Consider the following 15266-nt stretch of genomic DNA (forward strand, 5'->3'; position numbering starts at 1 on the left):
GTGGGTCGTCACGCCCGGCGCAGCACCGTCGAGAGGACCTCGCACAGCACCGACGCGGGGTCGGCCACGGCGCCTTCCGAGCGCCAGGCCACGAACCCGTCCGGGCGTACGAGAACGGCCCCGTCGGCGCCCAGCCGGTGGACCTCGGTCCACGGCGCGCCGCCCTCCGGGACCAGGTCCGCACCCGGCCCGGAGCCGATCGCGTACGCGTCCACGCGCACCCCCAGCTGTCGGGACGCCTGCTCCGCGGCCGCCTGCCACGGCGTACCCGCGCCGCTGAGCAGCACGAAGGAACGCTCGTACAGGTCGAGGGTGGAGATCCGCTCCCCGGCCCTGGTCAGCCACATGTGCGGGGCCCGGGTACCGGTGTCGCCCATCGACTGCAGCGTCTCCGGGATGACCGGCCGCGCCGGGTCGCCGCCGACGAGCGCGCCCTGCGTGTAGGCGTAGGCCATCGCCGTCGTCAGGACGCCGCTGCCCGGCCCGCCGCCCATGGTGGGCGGGGGCGCGTACCCCGGGTGGCTGTGTTCGGCCGAACGGGCCGACGCCCGCTCGCTCGTGGCCCTGGCCACCGGAAGCCGCTCGGCCTGGTAGGTGTCGAGCAGTTCGATGCCCGCCGCCCCGTCCAGCACCGCGGCGATCTTCCACGCCAGGTTGTGCGCGTCCTGGATGCCGGTGTTGGAGCCGAAGGCCCCGGTGGGCGACATCTCGTGGGCGGCGTCACCGGCCAGGAACACCCGTCCGGACGAGTACCGTTCCGCCACCCGTTCGGCCGCGTGCCACGGCGCCTTGCCGCCGATCTCCACGTCCAGGTCGGGTACGCCGACCGCCTCGCGGATCTGGTCCACGCAGCGCTCGTCGGTGAAGTCCTCCAGGGTTTCGCCCTGGTCGGGGTGCCAGGGCGCGTGGAAGACCCACTGCGTGTCGTTGTCCACCGGCAGCAGCGCCCCGTCGGCGCCCGGACGCATCAGGTAGCAGACGATGAAGCGCAGGTCGCCCAGCACCTTCACGAGCCGTTCCGAACGGAAGGTGACGCTCACGTTGTGGAACAGCTCGCCGTTGCCCGTCTGGGGGATCCGCAGCTGCTCGCGGACGGGGCTGCGCGGACCGTCCGCCGCGATCAGGAAGTCCGCGCGGACCGTGATGTGCTCGCCCGTCGTGCGGTCCTTCACCACCGCGTTCACCCCGGTGGAGTCCTGGTCGAAGCTCATCAGCTCGTTGCCGAAGCGGATGTCGGCGCCCTGCGCGCGGCTCTGCTCGGCCAGCACGGGCTCGATGTTGTTCTGGCTGCACAGGCACCACTGCGTCGGACTGAACCGCGCCAGCGCCCCCGACGGGTCGATCGACTTGATCAGCCAGTTGTGGCCGGCGGCGTCGGTCAGCGAGGTCGCCTGCAGAATGCCCTGGATGCCCTCCAGTACGGACGCCGCCCGGCGGATCGCGTGTTCCGCTCCTGCTGTGCGGTACAGCTCCATCGTCCGGGCGTTGATGCCACGGCCGCGCGGGTGCGGGGAGGTACCGGAGTGCTTCTCGACCAGCAGGTGCCTCACTCCGTGGCGGCTCAGGAAAAGCGAGGTGGACAGGCCCACGAGGGAGCCGCCCACGACGAGAACCGGTACGCGAACATCGGCGTTGTCTTCCATCAGCTGCGGGCTCCTGTTTTCTGTGTGGGGGAGTGGAGTCTTTATGCCCCCGATCCGCGATGAGGCCCAGTTGATTCGCCGGTTGTCACCCGCTTGATCCCGACATGTAGCGGTACGCCCCTGTCCGGATGACGATGAGCGACAGCGGCTCCCCCTGAGACGCGCCGGCCCGTCGTTCCCCCGAGGCGGCCGCCGGCCCGGGCGGACGCCACCGGTGACGGACGAGGGGTCCGTACGCGATGGATCTCCACCCCCTCATGAAGGAGTGAGTAGATGACAACCACCCTGTCCGAACGGGTGTCGCAGTCAGCCTTCGACGGCTCCATGCTCCGGGTCGTCCTTCTGATGGACCTCCACGAGGGGACCCAGCAGCAGTTCTTCGAGGCGTACGAAAAGCTCCGCAACGACATCGCGTCGGTACCGGGCCACATCAGCGACCAGCTGTGCCAGTCCTTCGAGAACCCCTCGCAGTGGCTGATCACCAGCGAGTGGGAGAGCGCCCCGCAGTACCTCGCCTGGGTCAACAGCGACCACCACGCCGAGCAGGTGCGGCCGCTGGGCGCGTGCGCGCGCTCCATGCGCCCGCTGAAGTTCACCGTCCTGCGCGAGACCGGACGGGGGTACGACCAGGCGGCCCGCCCGTCCACGGCACGCCTGCAGTCCACGCCCCGGCTGGGCGCCGGGATCGTGCGCCACGCCCTGACCTTCACGGTCAAGCCGGGCAGCGAGAAGGACGTGGCTTCCATCCTCTCCAGCTACGCCTCACCGGCGGCCCGCGTCGACGACCACACCCGCCTGTGCCGCACCTCGCTGTTCATGCACGGCAACCGGGTGGTCCGGACGGTCGAGGTCCAGGGCGACCTGATGGCAGCCCTGCGGCACGTCTCGGAACAGCCCGAGGTACGCGCCGTGGAGGAGGCCATCAACCCCTACCTCGAACAGGACCGCGACCTCGGCGACCCCGAATCGGCCCGCATGTTCTTCATGCGCGCCGCCGTCCCGGCCGTCCACCACATCGCCGCCCCGGAGCCCGAGTCCGCCGAGGTGCAGCGGCACGCGGTCTTCTACCCGGCGAAGCCCGGCTGCGGCCAGGCGCTCGCCAGGTTCCTCGCCCGGCAGGACGAGGCGGCCGCACACCGCCCCGAGAGCCCCGTCCGGAGCAGCAGCATCTTCCAGCGCGACGACATCGTCGTCCGGCTGATCGACGTACGCGGCCCGCTGGAGGCCGACCCCGAGACCGTCTACGGCATCTCGGGCCGGCACAAGGCCGCGGTGCTCGACCGCCTCGTCCTCACGCCCGGCGGGCGGGGTCCCGCCGCGCACCGCACCATGAACCTGATCACCGACCGCCGGGCCCCCGCGCAGTCCTGATCCTCCCCGGGGCCGTTCCGGCCGGCCGACCGCACGCCGGTCACGCCCGGAACCCGGCCCCCACCGACCTGCCCCCCCACCCCGATCTCCGTCGAGGCTCTCCCCACACGCCAGGAGGCACCCACCATGACCCAACAGCGCCCACGCATCGTGGACCTGAGCGAGACGCCGCCCAACCGCCGGCGCGGAGGCGACCTGAGGGCCGTCCTCACCCCGACCTCGGTGGGTTCGACCAGCGGCTTCATGGGCCTGGCCATCATGGCCCCCGGAGAGTCGATCGCCGAGCACTACCACCCGTACTCCGAGGAGTTCGTGTACGTCGTCAGCGGCCGGCTGGAGGTGGACCTCGACGGGGAACCCCACCCGCTGCGCACCGACCAGGGACTGCTCGTGCCCCTGAACACGCGCCACCGCTTCCGCAACGTCGGCGACACGGAAGCCCGCATGGTCTTCCACCTGGGCCCCCTCGCCCCGCGCCCCGAGCTGGGACACGTGGACACCGAGCAGGCCCCGAACCCGGAGGGAACCGCATGGGAGCAGCCGCCGGACCGTACGGGAGCAATCTCGTGACCCGCCGGCGGGTGGCCGTCACCGGAGTGGGCGTCGTCGCGCCCGGCGGCATCGGCGTCCGCGACTTCTGGGACCTGCTGGCCAACGGGCGTACGGCGACACGCGGCATCAGCCTCTTCGACCCGACCGGGTTCCGCTCCCGGATAGCCGCCGAGGTCGACTTCGACCCCGCCGAGCACGGCCTCGACGAGGAGGAGGCGGCCCGCGCGGACCGGTACATCCAGTTCGCCCTGGTCGCCGCCCGCGAGGCGGTGCGCGACGCCGGACTCGACCTCACCGCGGACGAGGCCTGGCGGACCGGAGTCTCTCTCGGCACCGCCGTCGGCGGCACCACCCGCCTGGAGCACGACTACGTCGCCGTGAGCCAGTCCGGCTCCTGGTGGGACGTCGACCACAAGCTGGCCGGCCCGTACCTGCACCGGGCGTTCACGCCGGCCACCCTCGCCTCCGCCGTCGCGGAGCAGACGGGAGCGCGCGGCCCCGTCCAGACCGTCTCCACCGGCTGCACCTCGGGACTCGACGCCATCGGGTACGCCGTGCACGCCATCGCCGAGGGCCGGATGGACGTGTGCATCGCCGGAGCCTCGGACTCGCCGATATCGCCGATCACCGTGGCCTGCTTCGACGCCATCAAGGCGACCTCGCCGAACAACGACGACCCGGCCCACGCCTCCCGGCCGTTCGACGCCGACCGGGACGGGTTCGTCCTCGGCGAGGGCGGCGCCGTCCTCGTCCTCGAAGAGCTGGAACGCGCCCGCGCCCGCGGGGCGACCGTCTACTGCGAGATCGGCGGCTACGCCACCTTCGGCAACGCCCACCACATGACCGGGCTGACCACCGAAGGCCTGGAGATGGCCCGGGCCATCGAAACCGCCCTCGCCCAGGCCGGGATCACCGCCGACGAGATCGACTACGTCAACGCGCACGGCTCCGGCACCAAGCAGAACGACCGCCACGAGACCGCGGCGGTCAAGAAGGTCCTGGGCGACCACGCCTACAAGACGCCGATGACCTCCATCAAATCCATGGTGGGGCACTCCCTCGGCGCCATCGGGGCCATCGAACTCGCCGCCTGCGTCCTCGCCATGGTCCACCAGGTGGTCCCCCCGACCGCCAACTACGAGACGCCCGACCCCGAATGCGACCTCGACTACGTGCCCAAGGTCGCCCGGGACCGGAAACTGCGCAGCGTGCTCTCCGTGGGCAGCGGCTTCGGCGGCTTCCAGTCCGCCGTGGTCATGACCCGGCCGAAGGAGGAGGTCTCGTGACCAGCCGTACGGTCATCACGGGCATCGGGGTCGTCGCCCCCAACGGCGTCGGCGCCGACGCCTTCTGGAAGGCGACCCAGTCCGGCACCAGCGTCCTGGACCGCGTCACCAGGGCGGGCTGCGAACACCTGCCGCTGCGCGTCGCGGGCGAGGTCAGGGGCTTCGAACCGGGGTCCCTGGTCGAGGACAAGTTCCTCGTCCAGACCGACCGGTTCACCCACCACGCCCTCGCCGCAGCCGACCTCGCCCTGGAGGACGCACGCCTAGGCCGCGCCGACTACGAGGGGGACCCCTTCTCCTTCGGCGTCGTCACCGCGGCCGGCTCCGGCGGAGGTGAGTTCGGCCAGCGCGAACTGCAGCACCTCTGGGAGCAGGGGCCGCGCTTCGTGGGCCCGTACCAGTCGATCGCCTGGTTCTACGCCGCGAGCACCGGCCAGATCTCCATCCGCCGCGGGCTGAAGGGGCCCTGCGGGGTCGTCTGCAGCGACGAGGCGGGCGGACTCGACGCCTTCGCGCACGCCGACCGGGCGATCCGCCAGGGCAGCCGGGCCATGCTGGTCGGAGCGACCGAGGCGCCCCTCGCGCCGTACTCCATCGTCTGCCAGCTGGAGTACGAGGGACTGAGCCTGCGGGACGACCCCGAGCGCGCCTACCGGCCGTTCACCGACCAGGCCTGCGGCTACGTCCCCGCCGAGGGCGGCGCCATGTTCGTCGTCGAGGACGAGGACGAGGCCCGCCGCCGCGGCGCCACCGTACGCGCCGTACTGGCGGGCCACGCCGCGACGTTCAGCGGGACCCGGCGACGGGACGAGGCCGGCGAGGGGCTGGCCCACGCCGTCCGCGGCGCACTCCGGGAAGCCGGCTGCGCCCCCGAGGACATCGACGTCGTCTTCGCCGACGCCCTCGGGACCCCGGAGGCCGACGCGGCCGAAGCCGCCGCGATCATCCACGCCCTGGGCGACCACGGACACAAGGTGCCGGTCACGGCGCCCAAGTCCGGTACCGGCCGGGCGTACTGCGCCGCTCCCGCCCTCGACACCGCGGCCGCGGTCCTGGCGCTGGAGCACGGCGTCGTCCCGCCGACCCCGAACGTCTACGACGTCTGCCACGACCTCGACGTGGTGACGGGCAGCGCCCGGCAGGCGGACCTGCGCACGGCGCTCGTGCTGAGCCGCGGCCGGATGGGGTCGAACTCCGCGCTCGTCGTCCGCAAGGGCCCCCCGACGGACTCCTAGTCCGCCGGACCCGAGCGGTCCCCCCAAGGAAAAGAGCATCCACATGTCCGACCGACTGACCGTGGAGGAGCTGGCGGCCCTGATGAAGACCGCCGGTATCACCGTCGATCCCCTGGAGATGGCGAGCCGTCCGGACTCGTCCTTCGACGAGTACGGCCTCGATTCGCTGGGCCTGCTCGGCATCGTCGGTGAGCTGGAGAACCGGCGCGGACGGGCCCTGCCCACCGACGCCGACCGCTGCAAGACCCCCGGGGAATTCCTCGACCTCGTCAACCACAGCCTGATGACCGGAGCCTGACATGGCAGGACACACCGAGAACGAGATCACCGTCAACGCACCCGTGGAGCTCGTCTGGGAGATGACCAACGACCTCCCCAGCTGGCCCGAGCTGTTCAGCGAGTACGCCTCGCTGGAGATCCTGGAGCAGAAGGGGGACACGACCACCTTCCGCCTGACCATGCACCCCGACGAGAACGGGAAGGTGTGGAGCTGGGTCTCGGAGCGCACCGTCGACCGCAAGGGCCTCACCGTCCGCGCCCGCCGGGTGGAGACGGGCCCCTTCGCCCACATGGACATCCACTGGCAGTACTTCAAGGTGCCCGGCGGCACCCGGATGAAGTGGACCCAGGACTTCGCGATGAAGCCCGACGCGCCCGTGGACGACGCCTGGATGACCGACAACATCAACCGCAACTCCCCGATCCAGATGGCGCTCATCCGCGACAAGATCGAGCAGCGCGATCGCGACGGCCGCGTCCCCGCCGCCAGCCGGCTCTGACCTCCGGAACGAAAGGCACGCAGTCGGATGAACGACACGCACCGCGCTCTCATCGTCGCCCGCATGGCGCCGGGTTCGGGCCCCGACATCGCCGAGCTCTTCGCGGACTCGGACGCGGGTGAACTGCCGCACCTGGTAGGGGTCACACGCCGGAGCCTCTTCCAGTTCGGCGACGTCTACATGCACTTCATCGAGGCGGACCGGGCGCCCGGCCCGGCCATCGCCAGGGTCACCGAGCATCCGGAGTTCCGCAGGCTGAGCGACCGGCTCCAGGCGTACATCAGCCCGCACGACCCGGAGACCTGGCGCAGCCCGAAGGACGCCATGGCCCACGAGTTCTACCGCTGGGAGAACCCCGGCGCGAAGTGACCCGGCGGCCCCGGACGGGACCCGCACACCGGCGTGTGCGGGTCCCGCCGCGCGTCGCCCGCCTCCGGGGACGCACCGAGAGAGCGGACACGGGAACCGAGGGCGGAGAGCCGAAGCCGAGAGCCGAGAGCCGAGAGCCCGGACCGAAGCCGAGAGCCGAGAGCCGAGAGCCCGGACCGAAGCAGAGAGCAGAGAGCAGAGAGCCGCAGCGACAGCCAAGGGCAGGAGACGGCATGACCCCCCCGACCGACCCCGACCACTTCCCGACGGATCCGGGCCGCCCGCGCGACGGGGACCACCCCCGTACCCCGCTGCGCGCGCTCGTCCTGTCCGGGTCCTCCCGCACCGGCTCGGTCAACGTCCGGCTCGCGGCCCTCGTCGCCGCGATGGTGCGCGAGGCCGGGGCCGTGGCGGAGCCCGTCACCCTCCGCGACTTCCCCATGCCCCCGTACGACGGCGACGCCGAAGCGGGCGAAGGGCTGCCCGAGGGCGCCCTCGCCCTGTGCGAACGCATCGCGGCCGCCCAGGCGCTGATCATCGCCTCGCCCGAGTACAACGCCTCCGTGCCGGGCGTCCTGAAGAACGCCGTGGACTGGGTGTCCCGCTACCGGCCGCAGCCCTTCAAGGACAAGCAGACCCTCCTGGTGTCGGCCTCGCCCTCGATGGTCGGCGGCAACCGCGGACTGTGGGCCCTGCGCGTCCCCCTCGAACACCTCGGCGCCCGCGTCTACCCCGACATGTTCAGCCTGGCCGGCGCCCACCACGCCTTCGCCGAGGACGGCGCCCTGACCGACCCGGGTCTCGGCGAGCGGCTGGCCGCGACGATCGGCTCCTTCCTCGACCTGGTCGAGGCCGACACCCGCTACCTGTGCCTCCAGCGCCGCTGGTACGAGTTCCTCGGCGACCGCACCGACGCCCCGGTCACCTCCCGCGCCCAGGACTGATCATCATCGGCCACGGGGGGTGAGCTATGTTTGGCGCGAATGACGTGAGAAGGAGGCCCTCCGGTGTCATCGGGGCAGCAGGCACGCGCACAAGCGGCTGCGATCACGCCGAGCGGTCAGTCGGCCGAGGAACCCGTCCGCCCTCCGGCCGACCGGCTCCTCGCGCTCTTCGACGGCCGCCGCCTGTCGCCGGGCCAGCGGCGCATCGCCCAGTACCTGATCGACCACCTCACCGAGGCCGCCTTCCTCTCGATCACCGAGCTCGCCGAGCGGGTGGGCGTCAGCCAGCCCTCCGTCACCCGCTTCGCGTCCTCCCTCGGCTTCAGCGGCTACCCGGCGCTGCGCGACGTGCTCCAGCCCATCGCGCTGAGCGCCGTGGCCGGCGCGCCGGACACCCGTGAGCAGATCCGCCGCAACGAACTCCAGGCGGCCGTCGACGCGGAGATCGAGAACCTGGAGAACGTCCGCCGGCTGCTCGCCGACACCAACCAGGTCCTGGACATCGGCCGCGAGCTGGCCGCCTCCGTGCCGCTGACCGTCCTGGGCCTGCGCATCTCGGTCTCGCTCGCGGAGTACTTCGCGTACGCCGCCCGGCGCATCCACCCCGACGTGCGCCTGGTGACGCGCGGCGGCAGCGTCGCTTTCGACGCCCTGCTGCAGTCCAGAGCGGCCGGCGGGACCTGGGTCCTGGCGTTCGCCATGCCGCGGCACGCCAGGGAGACCCTGTCCGCCGTGCGTGCCGCCCGCAGTACGGGGCTGCGCGTCGTCCTGATCACGGACCCCACGCTCGGGCCGCTGGTGGACGAGGCCGACGTGGCCCTGACGGCGGCGACCGGTTCCCGCCTGGTGTTCGACTCCTACGCGGCCCCCGGCATGCTGTCGGCGGCCCTGCTGCAGGCCATGGCGGACGCGGATCCCGAACGGACCCAGGCCCGCCTGGAGGACTACGAGCACGTCGCGGACCAGCACGGGTTCTTCCTGTAGATCTCTCAGATCCCTCTAGAGGGTGCGCGCCGACTTCACCAGGCGATATTCAGCCTTCGAGGTGCATGAAATTTTTCATACCCTTGCTTACTCGACGGTATATATGTTTACTGACGACGGCGCTCCTGATCCACCAGATGCCAAGGAGGACGACCCCACGTCCTCTCGAACGCACCGCGGTACGGCGAACCTCCTCCTCCGTCGCGACCGCGGGTCGAGTCCAGGCTTTCGGATCCTGCAGAGCGCCCATGGCGGCCTCGGTCAACCCCTGGGCCGAGGCCGCCCCCCATACGTCTCGACAGAACGTCTCGATCAGAGCTTCGACACCCCTCGGAAGTGACGAGAATGCCCCAGACGGCCACGGTTACGCTCAGCCCGGACTGGCCCCTGCAGGTCAAGGCGCCCGGTACGCACGACTGGGAGCGCACGGCCACCCGCTGGCTGCGGGACCTGCTCCCGGCCCGCTACGGCGGCTACCTCACGCTGACCCGTCACCACGCGCTCCTCGCCCGGCACGTCCAGCTCCAGCTCCAGCACGAGATGCGGGCGGTACGGGCGGCCCTGCAGACCAGCCGCGCCGAGCTGCCCATGATGGGCATAGCCGAGTCGGTCATCGAGAACTCGATCCGGATGTACGCCCTGGAGCTGGAGCAGCTCGGCCGCCTGGCCCGCGGCGCGCGGCTCGTCTCGGACGCCCTCCTGGTGGGCACCCCCGCCCAGCGCCGGCGCTGACCGGCGGCCGGGGGCCCGGGGCCGCGGCGGGCCTTGGTCGGGCGCTCAGGCCGGCTGCCACGAGCGCAGCCGGGCGGCGACGTCGAAGACGCTGACACGCAGCATGCGGATGTCGGTGACGAGGTCGCGCCACTGTTCGTAGGAGGCCTCCACCGCCTTGCCGGAGGCCTCGATGTAGGCGACGGCGACCCCGTAGGCGAAGTACTCGTTCGAGGTGGGCAGCGGCCGGAGCAGCACGATCGCGTCGAGCAGGGCGGCCGCGCGCCAGTAGGCGTCGGGGGCGTCCACTTCCAGGCTGGGCGTGTTGACCCGGTGCCGGGCCACGGCGGCGACCAGGGCGGAGTGGTCGGCCACCTCCACGTCCTTGAACAGCGCCTCCTGCCGCTCCAGCAGCCAGCGGTGATCGATGTGCAGTTCCACGCGTCCGAGTATCCCCGGCCCGGGCCCGGCCGTGGGGCTTTTCGGAACGGACGATCGAAAGCGGACGCGTCCGTGCGGGCCCGGAGCGCGGGCTTCCTGCGCACCGGAGCACGGCCCGCCGGATACGACCGCGCAGAGAGGTTCCCCGGCGGGGTTTTGCCTCCTACGGTCTGTGCAGCACAGTTCCGGGACCAGGAGGCAGCGTGAAGCGCGACATCGACATCGACATCGACCAGCTGGTGACGGCGATGCAGGCGGTCGACGAGGCGGGACGGCTCTTCGAGGAGGCGCTCGCCGTGTACGAGACGCGCGGGCTCAAGCGCACGAGCGACGATTTCAAGGTGGCGGGCGGCACCGTACAGACGCTCCAGGGCGCCGAGGAGATGGCCCTGGGCACCCGCAAGTTCCTCGCCGAGCTCGCGCTGATCCTCGGCTACGCGACCGCGGGCGTCGAGGACCGCGTGGCCGCCCGGCCGGCGATGGCCCGGGCCGGATTCGCCGGCATCGGCGGTGGCGGGGCACGGATGGCGCGCCCGCTTTTGGACCCCACGCTGCGGGGCCTGGACCTGCTCCTGGGCGTCGACTTCTTCGAGCCCGCCTTCAAGGCCGAGATAGAAGAGGTCATACGGGCCGAGAAGGCGACCTACCCCGACCCCGCGACGTTCCGCATCCGCGCGTCGGCCGACCGCGCCGCCACCGTCGGCCGAACGCGCTGACTCCCGGGATGCCGGACCGGGCCGGCCCGGGGAGGCTGGGGGTATGCATCATGCGCCCGTCGTCGTGCACCGGATCTTCCCGTCGGGCGGTCGGCAGGTGACCCTGCGGACCGCCAACCGGGAGGAGCCCCTCGGTCTGGCCCGCTCGGACGCGGACCTCATCGAGTTCCTTCGCCGGGCGGGCATGCCGGATCCCGACGACGTCGTCCTCGGCGGTACCGAACTGGTGGAGTGGGAGTCGGACACCCCGCACGTCTACGAGGCCGACCCGCCCACCGAAGACCTGCCCTGACCTCCCCCGGGCCGGGATGCGCGCCACGCCGGCCCGCCTCGCGGCCGGTGGGGACCGCAGCCCGGCCCGACCGCAGCACCGCCGCACCGGGTCGCGGTCAGGGCGTGCCGTCCTTGAGGGGGCGCCCGAACTGCTCGTCCAGGACGGACAGCCGCCGCCAGTACTCGTCCTCGTCGATCTCACCCGAGGCGAAGCGCCGCCCCAGGACCGCGATCGGGGAGGTCTCGCCGTACGCCGCCGTGCGCGCCTGCCACGGTCCCCGGCGTCCGCGCCCCACGGTCCGGCGCAGCACGGTCACGACGCCGACGACCACCGCCGCCCAGACCAGCGGGACGAACAGGATCCACGGGCCGGGCCCGTCGTACGCGAGCGTGGTGAAGGTGTTCATCTCCTCATCGGGCAGGGCCGTTTCGTCCTGCTTCGAGAGTGGCCCCGCGAGGAGCGCCGGGGCGTCGTACGGCCGGAGGCACCGTCGGTACCTCCCCCGCAGTACGGGGTACGGGGTACGGGGTACGGGGTACGGGGTACGGGGTACGCGGGGCACGGGACACCAGGTACGAGGGCCGGGGGTACGGCAGGGGATGCGGTGCGGGCCGGGTCCGCCTCAGCCGAGCCAGCCGGGGCGCACCAGCCCCGACTCGTAGGCCAGCACGACCAGCTGGGCGCGGTCCCGGGCGCCGAGCTTGACCATGGCCCGGCTCACGTGCGTCTTCGCCGTGAGCGGGCTGACCACCAGGCGGCGCGCGATCTCCTCGTTGGACAGGCCCATGCCCACCAGGGCCATCACCTCCCGCTCCCGCTCGGTGAGCCGCTCCAACCCCGCCGCCGCGGCCGGCCGCTTGGAACGGGCGGCGAACTCCGCGATCAGGCGCCGGGTGACGCCGGGGGACAGCAGCGCGTCCCCCTTCACCACCGCCCGGACCGCCCGGAGCAGTTCCTCCGGCTCGGTGTCCTTCACCAGGAACCCCGAGGCCCCGGACCGGATCGCCTCGAAGACGTACTCGTCGAGCTCGAAGGTGGTCAGCATGACCACCCGCACCTCGGCGAGCGCCTCGTCCTCGGTGATCCTGCGGGTCGCGGCGAGCCCGTCCATCACCGGCATCCGGATGTCCATCAGCACGACGTCGGGGCGCAGCCGCCGCACCAGCCGCGCGGCCTCGTCGCCGTCGCCGGCCTCGCCCGCGACCTCGATGTCGGGCTGTGCGTCCAGCAGGGCGCGGAACCCGGCGCGCACCAGCAGTTGGTCGTCGGCGAGCACCACACGGATCACGGCGCCTCCCCGGGGGCGCCGGCCTTCAACGGCAGGGTGGCCGTCACCCGGAAGCCGCCGTCCGGCCGCGGGCCGGCCTCCACGGTGCCGCCCAGGGCCGCAGCCCGTTCGCGCATGCCGACCAGGCCGCTGCCCCCGCCGTCCGAGCCACCGCCGGTGGCCGGGCCGTCGTCGTCCACGGCCAGTTCCAGCAGGCGCGGCCGCCATCCGAGACGGACTCGGGCGGTGCGCGCTCCGGAGTGCCGCATGACGTTGGTCAGTGCCTCCTGGAGGATGCGGAAGGCGGCGAGGTCCGCCCCGGGAGGCAGCGCCCGTGCATTCCCTTCGGTCGTGACCTCCACCCGGAGCCCCGCCGCCTCCGCCTGCTCCAGGAGTTCCGGGAGCCGGTCCAGACCGGGCGCGGGCGTCCGGGGCGCCTCACCGGGGGCGCGGAGGGTGTCCAGGACCTGCCGGACCTCGCCCAGCGCCTCCTTGCTTGCCGCCTTGATGGTGGACAGCGCCGTACGGGCCTGCTCGGGATCGGAGTCCAGCAGGGCCAGGCCGACGCCCGCCTGGACGTTGATCACCGAGATGCTGTGGGCGAGCACGTCGTGCAGCTCGCGCGCGATGCGCAGCCGCTCCTCGTCCACCCGTCGCCGGGCGGCCGCGGCCCGTTCGGCGCGTTCGCGGGCCCACTGCTCCCGGCGTACGCGGACGAGCTCGGAGACGGCCAGTACCGCGAGCACCCAGGCCGTGACGCCCACTTCCTGCGCCCAGGGCGTCGGCCCGTCCCCCGGCGGCGGCAGCCACCGGTACAGCCAGTGCCCGATGAGCAGGTGCCCGGCCCAGAACAGCCCGACGGCCCCCCACGCGGCGCGCCGCCGCCCGGCCACGACCGCGGCGAAGCAGGCCAGGGCGAGGCTGAGGAACACGGGACCGTACGGATAGCCGCAGGCGAGATAGACCAGGGTGACGGCGCTGACGCCGTAGGCCACGGCCGCCGGATACCGGTGCCGCACGACGAGCAGGGCGGGCCCGGTGAGCAGCAGGAGCCGCGCGAACCAGTCCAGTGGCACCCGCCCGCTCTGCGCGTGCGCGGCCCACCCGGCGCCGATCTGCGTGAAGACCGCGACGAGCAGCGAGGAGCGCCAGGCCGGGCCCCGCCCGGTCCGCTCCACCCAGTGCCGCCACGGGGGACCCGGGCGTTCGCGCAGCTCTTCCATACGGCCACGCTATGCCGCACCCGCCGTCACCCGCGTCACCCCGGCGTAGCGTTTCCGGAGTACTCCCCACGTAGTACACCGAGGACGCCGTACGTGCAGCACATGGCATGGGCCCCGCTCAAGGAATCAGACATTCCGGCCCCGCCGCCGATCGCTTGTCGTCCTGACGTACATTGTCCAACGGCCCGCAGGGCCGGGACGGACAAATAGGGCGAGTGTGGGCAGGAGTGGCCAGGACATGGCGCGACGCGGACGGGACGGAGCGGACCGCGGAGTCACCCCCGCCGAGCCCGCCGTCCCCGGCCCCGAGATAGCCGCGGCGGCCGACGCCGGGCACCTGGCCGCGGGTTGGCTGCGCCTGGGCCGGGACGGTCGGCTGACCGCCTACGCGAGCTGCGCCGAAGGCCTGGTCCGCTGGACCGAGTCGGCGCCCTGCTCGGACGTGTGGCACGGCCCCGACCTCTTCCCCGTGGAGGGGTGGGCCGGCCGGTTCACGCTTGCCCAGGACTCCGACGGATTCGTCTGGTTCGCCGGAACCCGCCACCGCGAAGGAGCGCCGAACGGCCGCGAGCTGGTCCTGGCGGCCCAGTACCAGACCGGCCGGCCGCTCGGGGAATGGCGAGCCGTGGGCAACCCCTTCCCGGAGAAGGAGGAGGAGTCCCAGCCCCCGTACGGAGACCCGATCGTGCTGCCCGACGGCACCGGAGCGCTCCATGTGCTCGCCACCCGCTTCGGAATCGGGGTGCGGGGCCGAACGCGTCGCGCGGACGGCATTTGGGACAATTGGCAGGATTACCAGGGCAAGTGGGTGCGCGGGGCCATCGCGCCCCTCGTGACGACCCGGGGCCGTGCCGAATTCCTCGCACCCTTCCGCGGCGGTGCGTCGTACTGGGGTCAGGGCGGACCGGGGGCCGGCTTCACCTGGCTCGGTCGCATGGAGGCGGATGCCGTCGAGGGGACCTTCAGTTCCTGCGAGACGAGCCCCGGCTCCGGCACCTACTTCTGGCGGCACCCGGCGGACGGCGGCGTCATCGCCTACCGTCCGCAGGCTCCCGCCGGGACCCCGAACTCCCTCATGCCCCTGGGCGGCGCCGGCGGCGTGGGCCCCGTGGGCGTGACCCGCACCCGCATCAACGGCTACGACTGCACCGTCCTGCTCCAGCGCGGAGCCGAGGGGCACCCCGAGATCGCGGCCTACCCTACGGAGGGTGAGCAGTACGGCGCGTGGTGGGCGCCGGTGGGGGACCGGTGCGCGGGTCTGCCCGCAATTGCCCGGGATGCCCGCGGTGCCGTCACGATCGCGATGCTCGACGCCGACGGCGGACTGCGGATCGCCCGGCAGGACCTGACGGACACGGGCCTCTCCTTCGAGCCCTGGTGTCACGTGGGGTGACCTACCTCACCGGGGGCGAAGGGGCTCCGGCGGCGGAATCACCGCCCCCGCACAGGCCGCCCCGACCGGTGGGTAGTT

18 protein-coding genes are annotated in these 15266 nt (G+C 72.5%); 13 read left to right on the forward strand and 5 right to left on the reverse strand.

Annotated elements, in window-relative coordinates:
- Nucleotides 1-8 precede the first annotated feature (8 nt).
- The gene (locus tag AC2RP6_RS34855; RefSeq protein ID WP_486449816.1) at nucleotides 9-1643 is read right to left on the reverse strand and encodes an FAD-dependent oxidoreductase; all 1635 of its coding nucleotides are present in this window, start codon (nucleotides 1641-1643) and stop codon (nucleotides 9-11) included.
- 273 nt (nucleotides 1644-1916) lie between these two features.
- Here AC2RP6_RS34855 and AC2RP6_RS34860 point away from each other — a divergent pair, with 273 nt between their 5' ends.
- From AC2RP6_RS34860 to AC2RP6_RS34905, 10 genes are all read left to right on the forward strand, one after another.
- Complete coding sequence (locus tag AC2RP6_RS34860; protein WP_486449817.1) at nucleotides 1917-3014, forward strand: SchA/CurD-like domain-containing protein; 1098 nt, start codon at nucleotides 1917-1919, stop codon at nucleotides 3012-3014.
- 126 nt (nucleotides 3015-3140) lie between these two features.
- On the forward strand, nucleotides 3141-3584 hold the full coding sequence (locus AC2RP6_RS34865) for a cupin domain-containing protein (RefSeq protein ID WP_030848318.1): 444 nt from the start codon (nucleotides 3141-3143) through the stop codon (nucleotides 3582-3584).
- Nucleotides 3545-4852 (forward strand): beta-ketoacyl-[acyl-carrier-protein] synthase family protein, encoded by a 1308-nt coding sequence (locus AC2RP6_RS34870; RefSeq protein WP_486449818.1) that lies wholly within the window; start codon nucleotides 3545-3547, stop codon nucleotides 4850-4852. The genes AC2RP6_RS34865 and AC2RP6_RS34870 overlap by 40 nt, the downstream gene beginning before the upstream one ends.
- Nucleotides 4849-6087 carry a beta-ketoacyl synthase N-terminal-like domain-containing protein gene (locus tag AC2RP6_RS34875; RefSeq protein ID WP_486449819.1) on the forward strand — a complete coding sequence of 413 codons (1239 nt, stop codon included), beginning with the start codon at nucleotides 4849-4851 and terminating at the stop codon, nucleotides 6085-6087. The genes AC2RP6_RS34870 and AC2RP6_RS34875 overlap by 4 nt, the downstream gene beginning before the upstream one ends.
- A 43-nt stretch (nucleotides 6088-6130) precedes the next feature.
- On the forward strand, nucleotides 6131-6385 hold the full coding sequence (locus tag AC2RP6_RS34880) for an acyl carrier protein (RefSeq protein WP_486449820.1): 255 nt from the start codon (nucleotides 6131-6133) through the stop codon (nucleotides 6383-6385).
- A 1-nt stretch (nucleotide 6386) separates the two neighbouring features.
- Nucleotides 6387-6866: an SRPBCC family protein gene (locus AC2RP6_RS34885; protein WP_486449821.1), complete on the forward strand. Its 480-nt coding sequence runs from the start codon at nucleotides 6387-6389 to the stop codon at nucleotides 6864-6866.
- Nucleotides 6867-6893: 27 nt separating this feature from the next.
- On the forward strand, nucleotides 6894-7235 hold the full coding sequence (locus AC2RP6_RS34890) for a TcmI family type II polyketide cyclase (RefSeq protein ID WP_486449822.1): 342 nt from the start codon (nucleotides 6894-6896) through the stop codon (nucleotides 7233-7235).
- A 311-nt stretch (nucleotides 7236-7546) separates the two neighbouring features.
- The gene (locus AC2RP6_RS34895) at nucleotides 7547-8179 is read left to right on the forward strand and encodes an NADPH-dependent FMN reductase (RefSeq protein ID WP_486450555.1); all 633 of its coding nucleotides are present in this window, start codon (nucleotides 7547-7549) and stop codon (nucleotides 8177-8179) included.
- A gap of 63 nt (nucleotides 8180-8242) precedes the next feature.
- Nucleotides 8243-9163, forward strand: a complete 921-nt coding sequence (locus AC2RP6_RS34900) for a MurR/RpiR family transcriptional regulator (RefSeq protein ID WP_053629580.1) — start codon at nucleotides 8243-8245, stop codon at nucleotides 9161-9163.
- Nucleotides 9164-9508: 345 nt separating this feature from the next.
- Nucleotides 9509-9895, forward strand: a complete 387-nt coding sequence (locus AC2RP6_RS34905; RefSeq protein ID WP_350993410.1) for a hypothetical protein — start codon at nucleotides 9509-9511, stop codon at nucleotides 9893-9895.
- 45 nt (nucleotides 9896-9940) lie between these two features.
- On the opposite strand, the gene AC2RP6_RS34910 is transcribed toward AC2RP6_RS34905, so the two are convergent.
- Nucleotides 9941-10315, reverse strand: a complete 375-nt coding sequence (locus AC2RP6_RS34910; protein WP_030029734.1) for a hypothetical protein — start codon at nucleotides 10313-10315, stop codon at nucleotides 9941-9943.
- 203 nt (nucleotides 10316-10518) lie between these two features.
- Between AC2RP6_RS34910 and AC2RP6_RS34915 the strand changes: the two genes are divergently transcribed.
- Together AC2RP6_RS34915 and AC2RP6_RS34920 are read left to right on the forward strand one after the other, a co-directional pair.
- Nucleotides 10519-11031 (forward strand): hypothetical protein, encoded by a 513-nt coding sequence (locus tag AC2RP6_RS34915; RefSeq protein WP_486449823.1) that lies wholly within the window; start codon nucleotides 10519-10521, stop codon nucleotides 11029-11031.
- A 43-nt stretch (nucleotides 11032-11074) separates the two neighbouring features.
- Nucleotides 11075-11323 carry a hypothetical protein gene (locus AC2RP6_RS34920; protein WP_486449824.1) on the forward strand — a complete coding sequence of 83 codons (249 nt, stop codon included), beginning with the start codon at nucleotides 11075-11077 and terminating at the stop codon, nucleotides 11321-11323.
- Nucleotides 11324-11420: 97 nt separating this feature from the next.
- Here AC2RP6_RS34920 and AC2RP6_RS34925 read toward each other — a convergent pair whose 3' ends face one another.
- The 3 genes from AC2RP6_RS34925 to AC2RP6_RS34935 all read right to left on the reverse strand — a co-directional run bounded on the left by AC2RP6_RS34925 (nucleotide 11421) and on the right by AC2RP6_RS34935 (nucleotide 13795).
- Complete coding sequence (locus tag AC2RP6_RS34925; RefSeq protein WP_486449825.1) at nucleotides 11421-11711, reverse strand: SHOCT domain-containing protein; 291 nt, start codon at nucleotides 11709-11711, stop codon at nucleotides 11421-11423.
- Between the two features lie 216 nt (nucleotides 11712-11927).
- Nucleotides 11928-12593 (reverse strand): response regulator, encoded by a 666-nt coding sequence (locus AC2RP6_RS34930; protein WP_486449826.1) that lies wholly within the window; start codon nucleotides 12591-12593, stop codon nucleotides 11928-11930.
- Nucleotides 12590-13795, reverse strand: coding sequence for a sensor histidine kinase (locus tag AC2RP6_RS34935; RefSeq protein ID WP_486449827.1), 1206 nt, complete (start codon nucleotides 13793-13795; stop codon nucleotides 12590-12592). Before AC2RP6_RS34935 ends, AC2RP6_RS34930 begins: the two co-directional genes overlap by 4 nt.
- Nucleotides 13796-14033: 238 nt before the next feature.
- On the opposite strand from AC2RP6_RS34935, the gene AC2RP6_RS34940 reads away from it, so the two are divergent.
- Entirely contained in the window at nucleotides 14034-15188 is a 1155-nt protein-coding gene (locus tag AC2RP6_RS34940) for a hypothetical protein (RefSeq protein WP_486449828.1), read from the forward strand.
- Nucleotides 15189-15266 lie beyond the last annotated feature (78 nt).

This window comes from Streptomyces sp. WAC03905, assembly GCF_057371075.1.

Excerpts from the sequence above, each read along its gene's own strand:
- AC2RP6_RS34855 (WP_486449816.1), bottom strand. The coding sequence starts at position 1,643 with ATGGAAGACAACGCCGATGTTCGCGTACCGGTTCTCGTCGTGGGCGGC.
- AC2RP6_RS34860 (WP_486449817.1), top strand. The coding sequence starts at position 1,917 with ATGACAACCACCCTGTCCGAACGGGTGTCGCAGTCAGCCTTCGACGGC.
- AC2RP6_RS34865 (WP_030848318.1), top strand. The coding sequence starts at position 3,141 with ATGACCCAACAGCGCCCACGCATCGTGGACCTGAGCGAGACGCCGCCC.
- AC2RP6_RS34870 (WP_486449818.1), top strand. The coding sequence starts at position 3,545 with ATGGGAGCAGCCGCCGGACCGTACGGGAGCAATCTCGTGACCCGCCGG.
- AC2RP6_RS34880 (WP_486449820.1), top strand. The coding sequence starts at position 6,131 with ATGTCCGACCGACTGACCGTGGAGGAGCTGGCGGCCCTGATGAAGACC.
- AC2RP6_RS34885 (WP_486449821.1), top strand. The coding sequence starts at position 6,387 with ATGGCAGGACACACCGAGAACGAGATCACCGTCAACGCACCCGTGGAG.
- AC2RP6_RS34890 (WP_486449822.1), top strand. The coding sequence starts at position 6,894 with ATGAACGACACGCACCGCGCTCTCATCGTCGCCCGCATGGCGCCGGGT.
- AC2RP6_RS34905 (WP_350993410.1), top strand. The coding sequence starts at position 9,509 with ATGCCCCAGACGGCCACGGTTACGCTCAGCCCGGACTGGCCCCTGCAG.
- AC2RP6_RS34920 (WP_486449824.1), top strand. The coding sequence starts at position 11,075 with ATGCATCATGCGCCCGTCGTCGTGCACCGGATCTTCCCGTCGGGCGGT.
- AC2RP6_RS34925 (WP_486449825.1), bottom strand. The coding sequence starts at position 11,711 with ATGAACACCTTCACCACGCTCGCGTACGACGGGCCCGGCCCGTGGATC.
- AC2RP6_RS34935 (WP_486449827.1), bottom strand. The coding sequence starts at position 13,795 with ATGGAAGAGCTGCGCGAACGCCCGGGTCCCCCGTGGCGGCACTGGGTG.
- AC2RP6_RS34940 (WP_486449828.1), top strand. The coding sequence starts at position 14,034 with ATGGCGCGACGCGGACGGGACGGAGCGGACCGCGGAGTCACCCCCGCC.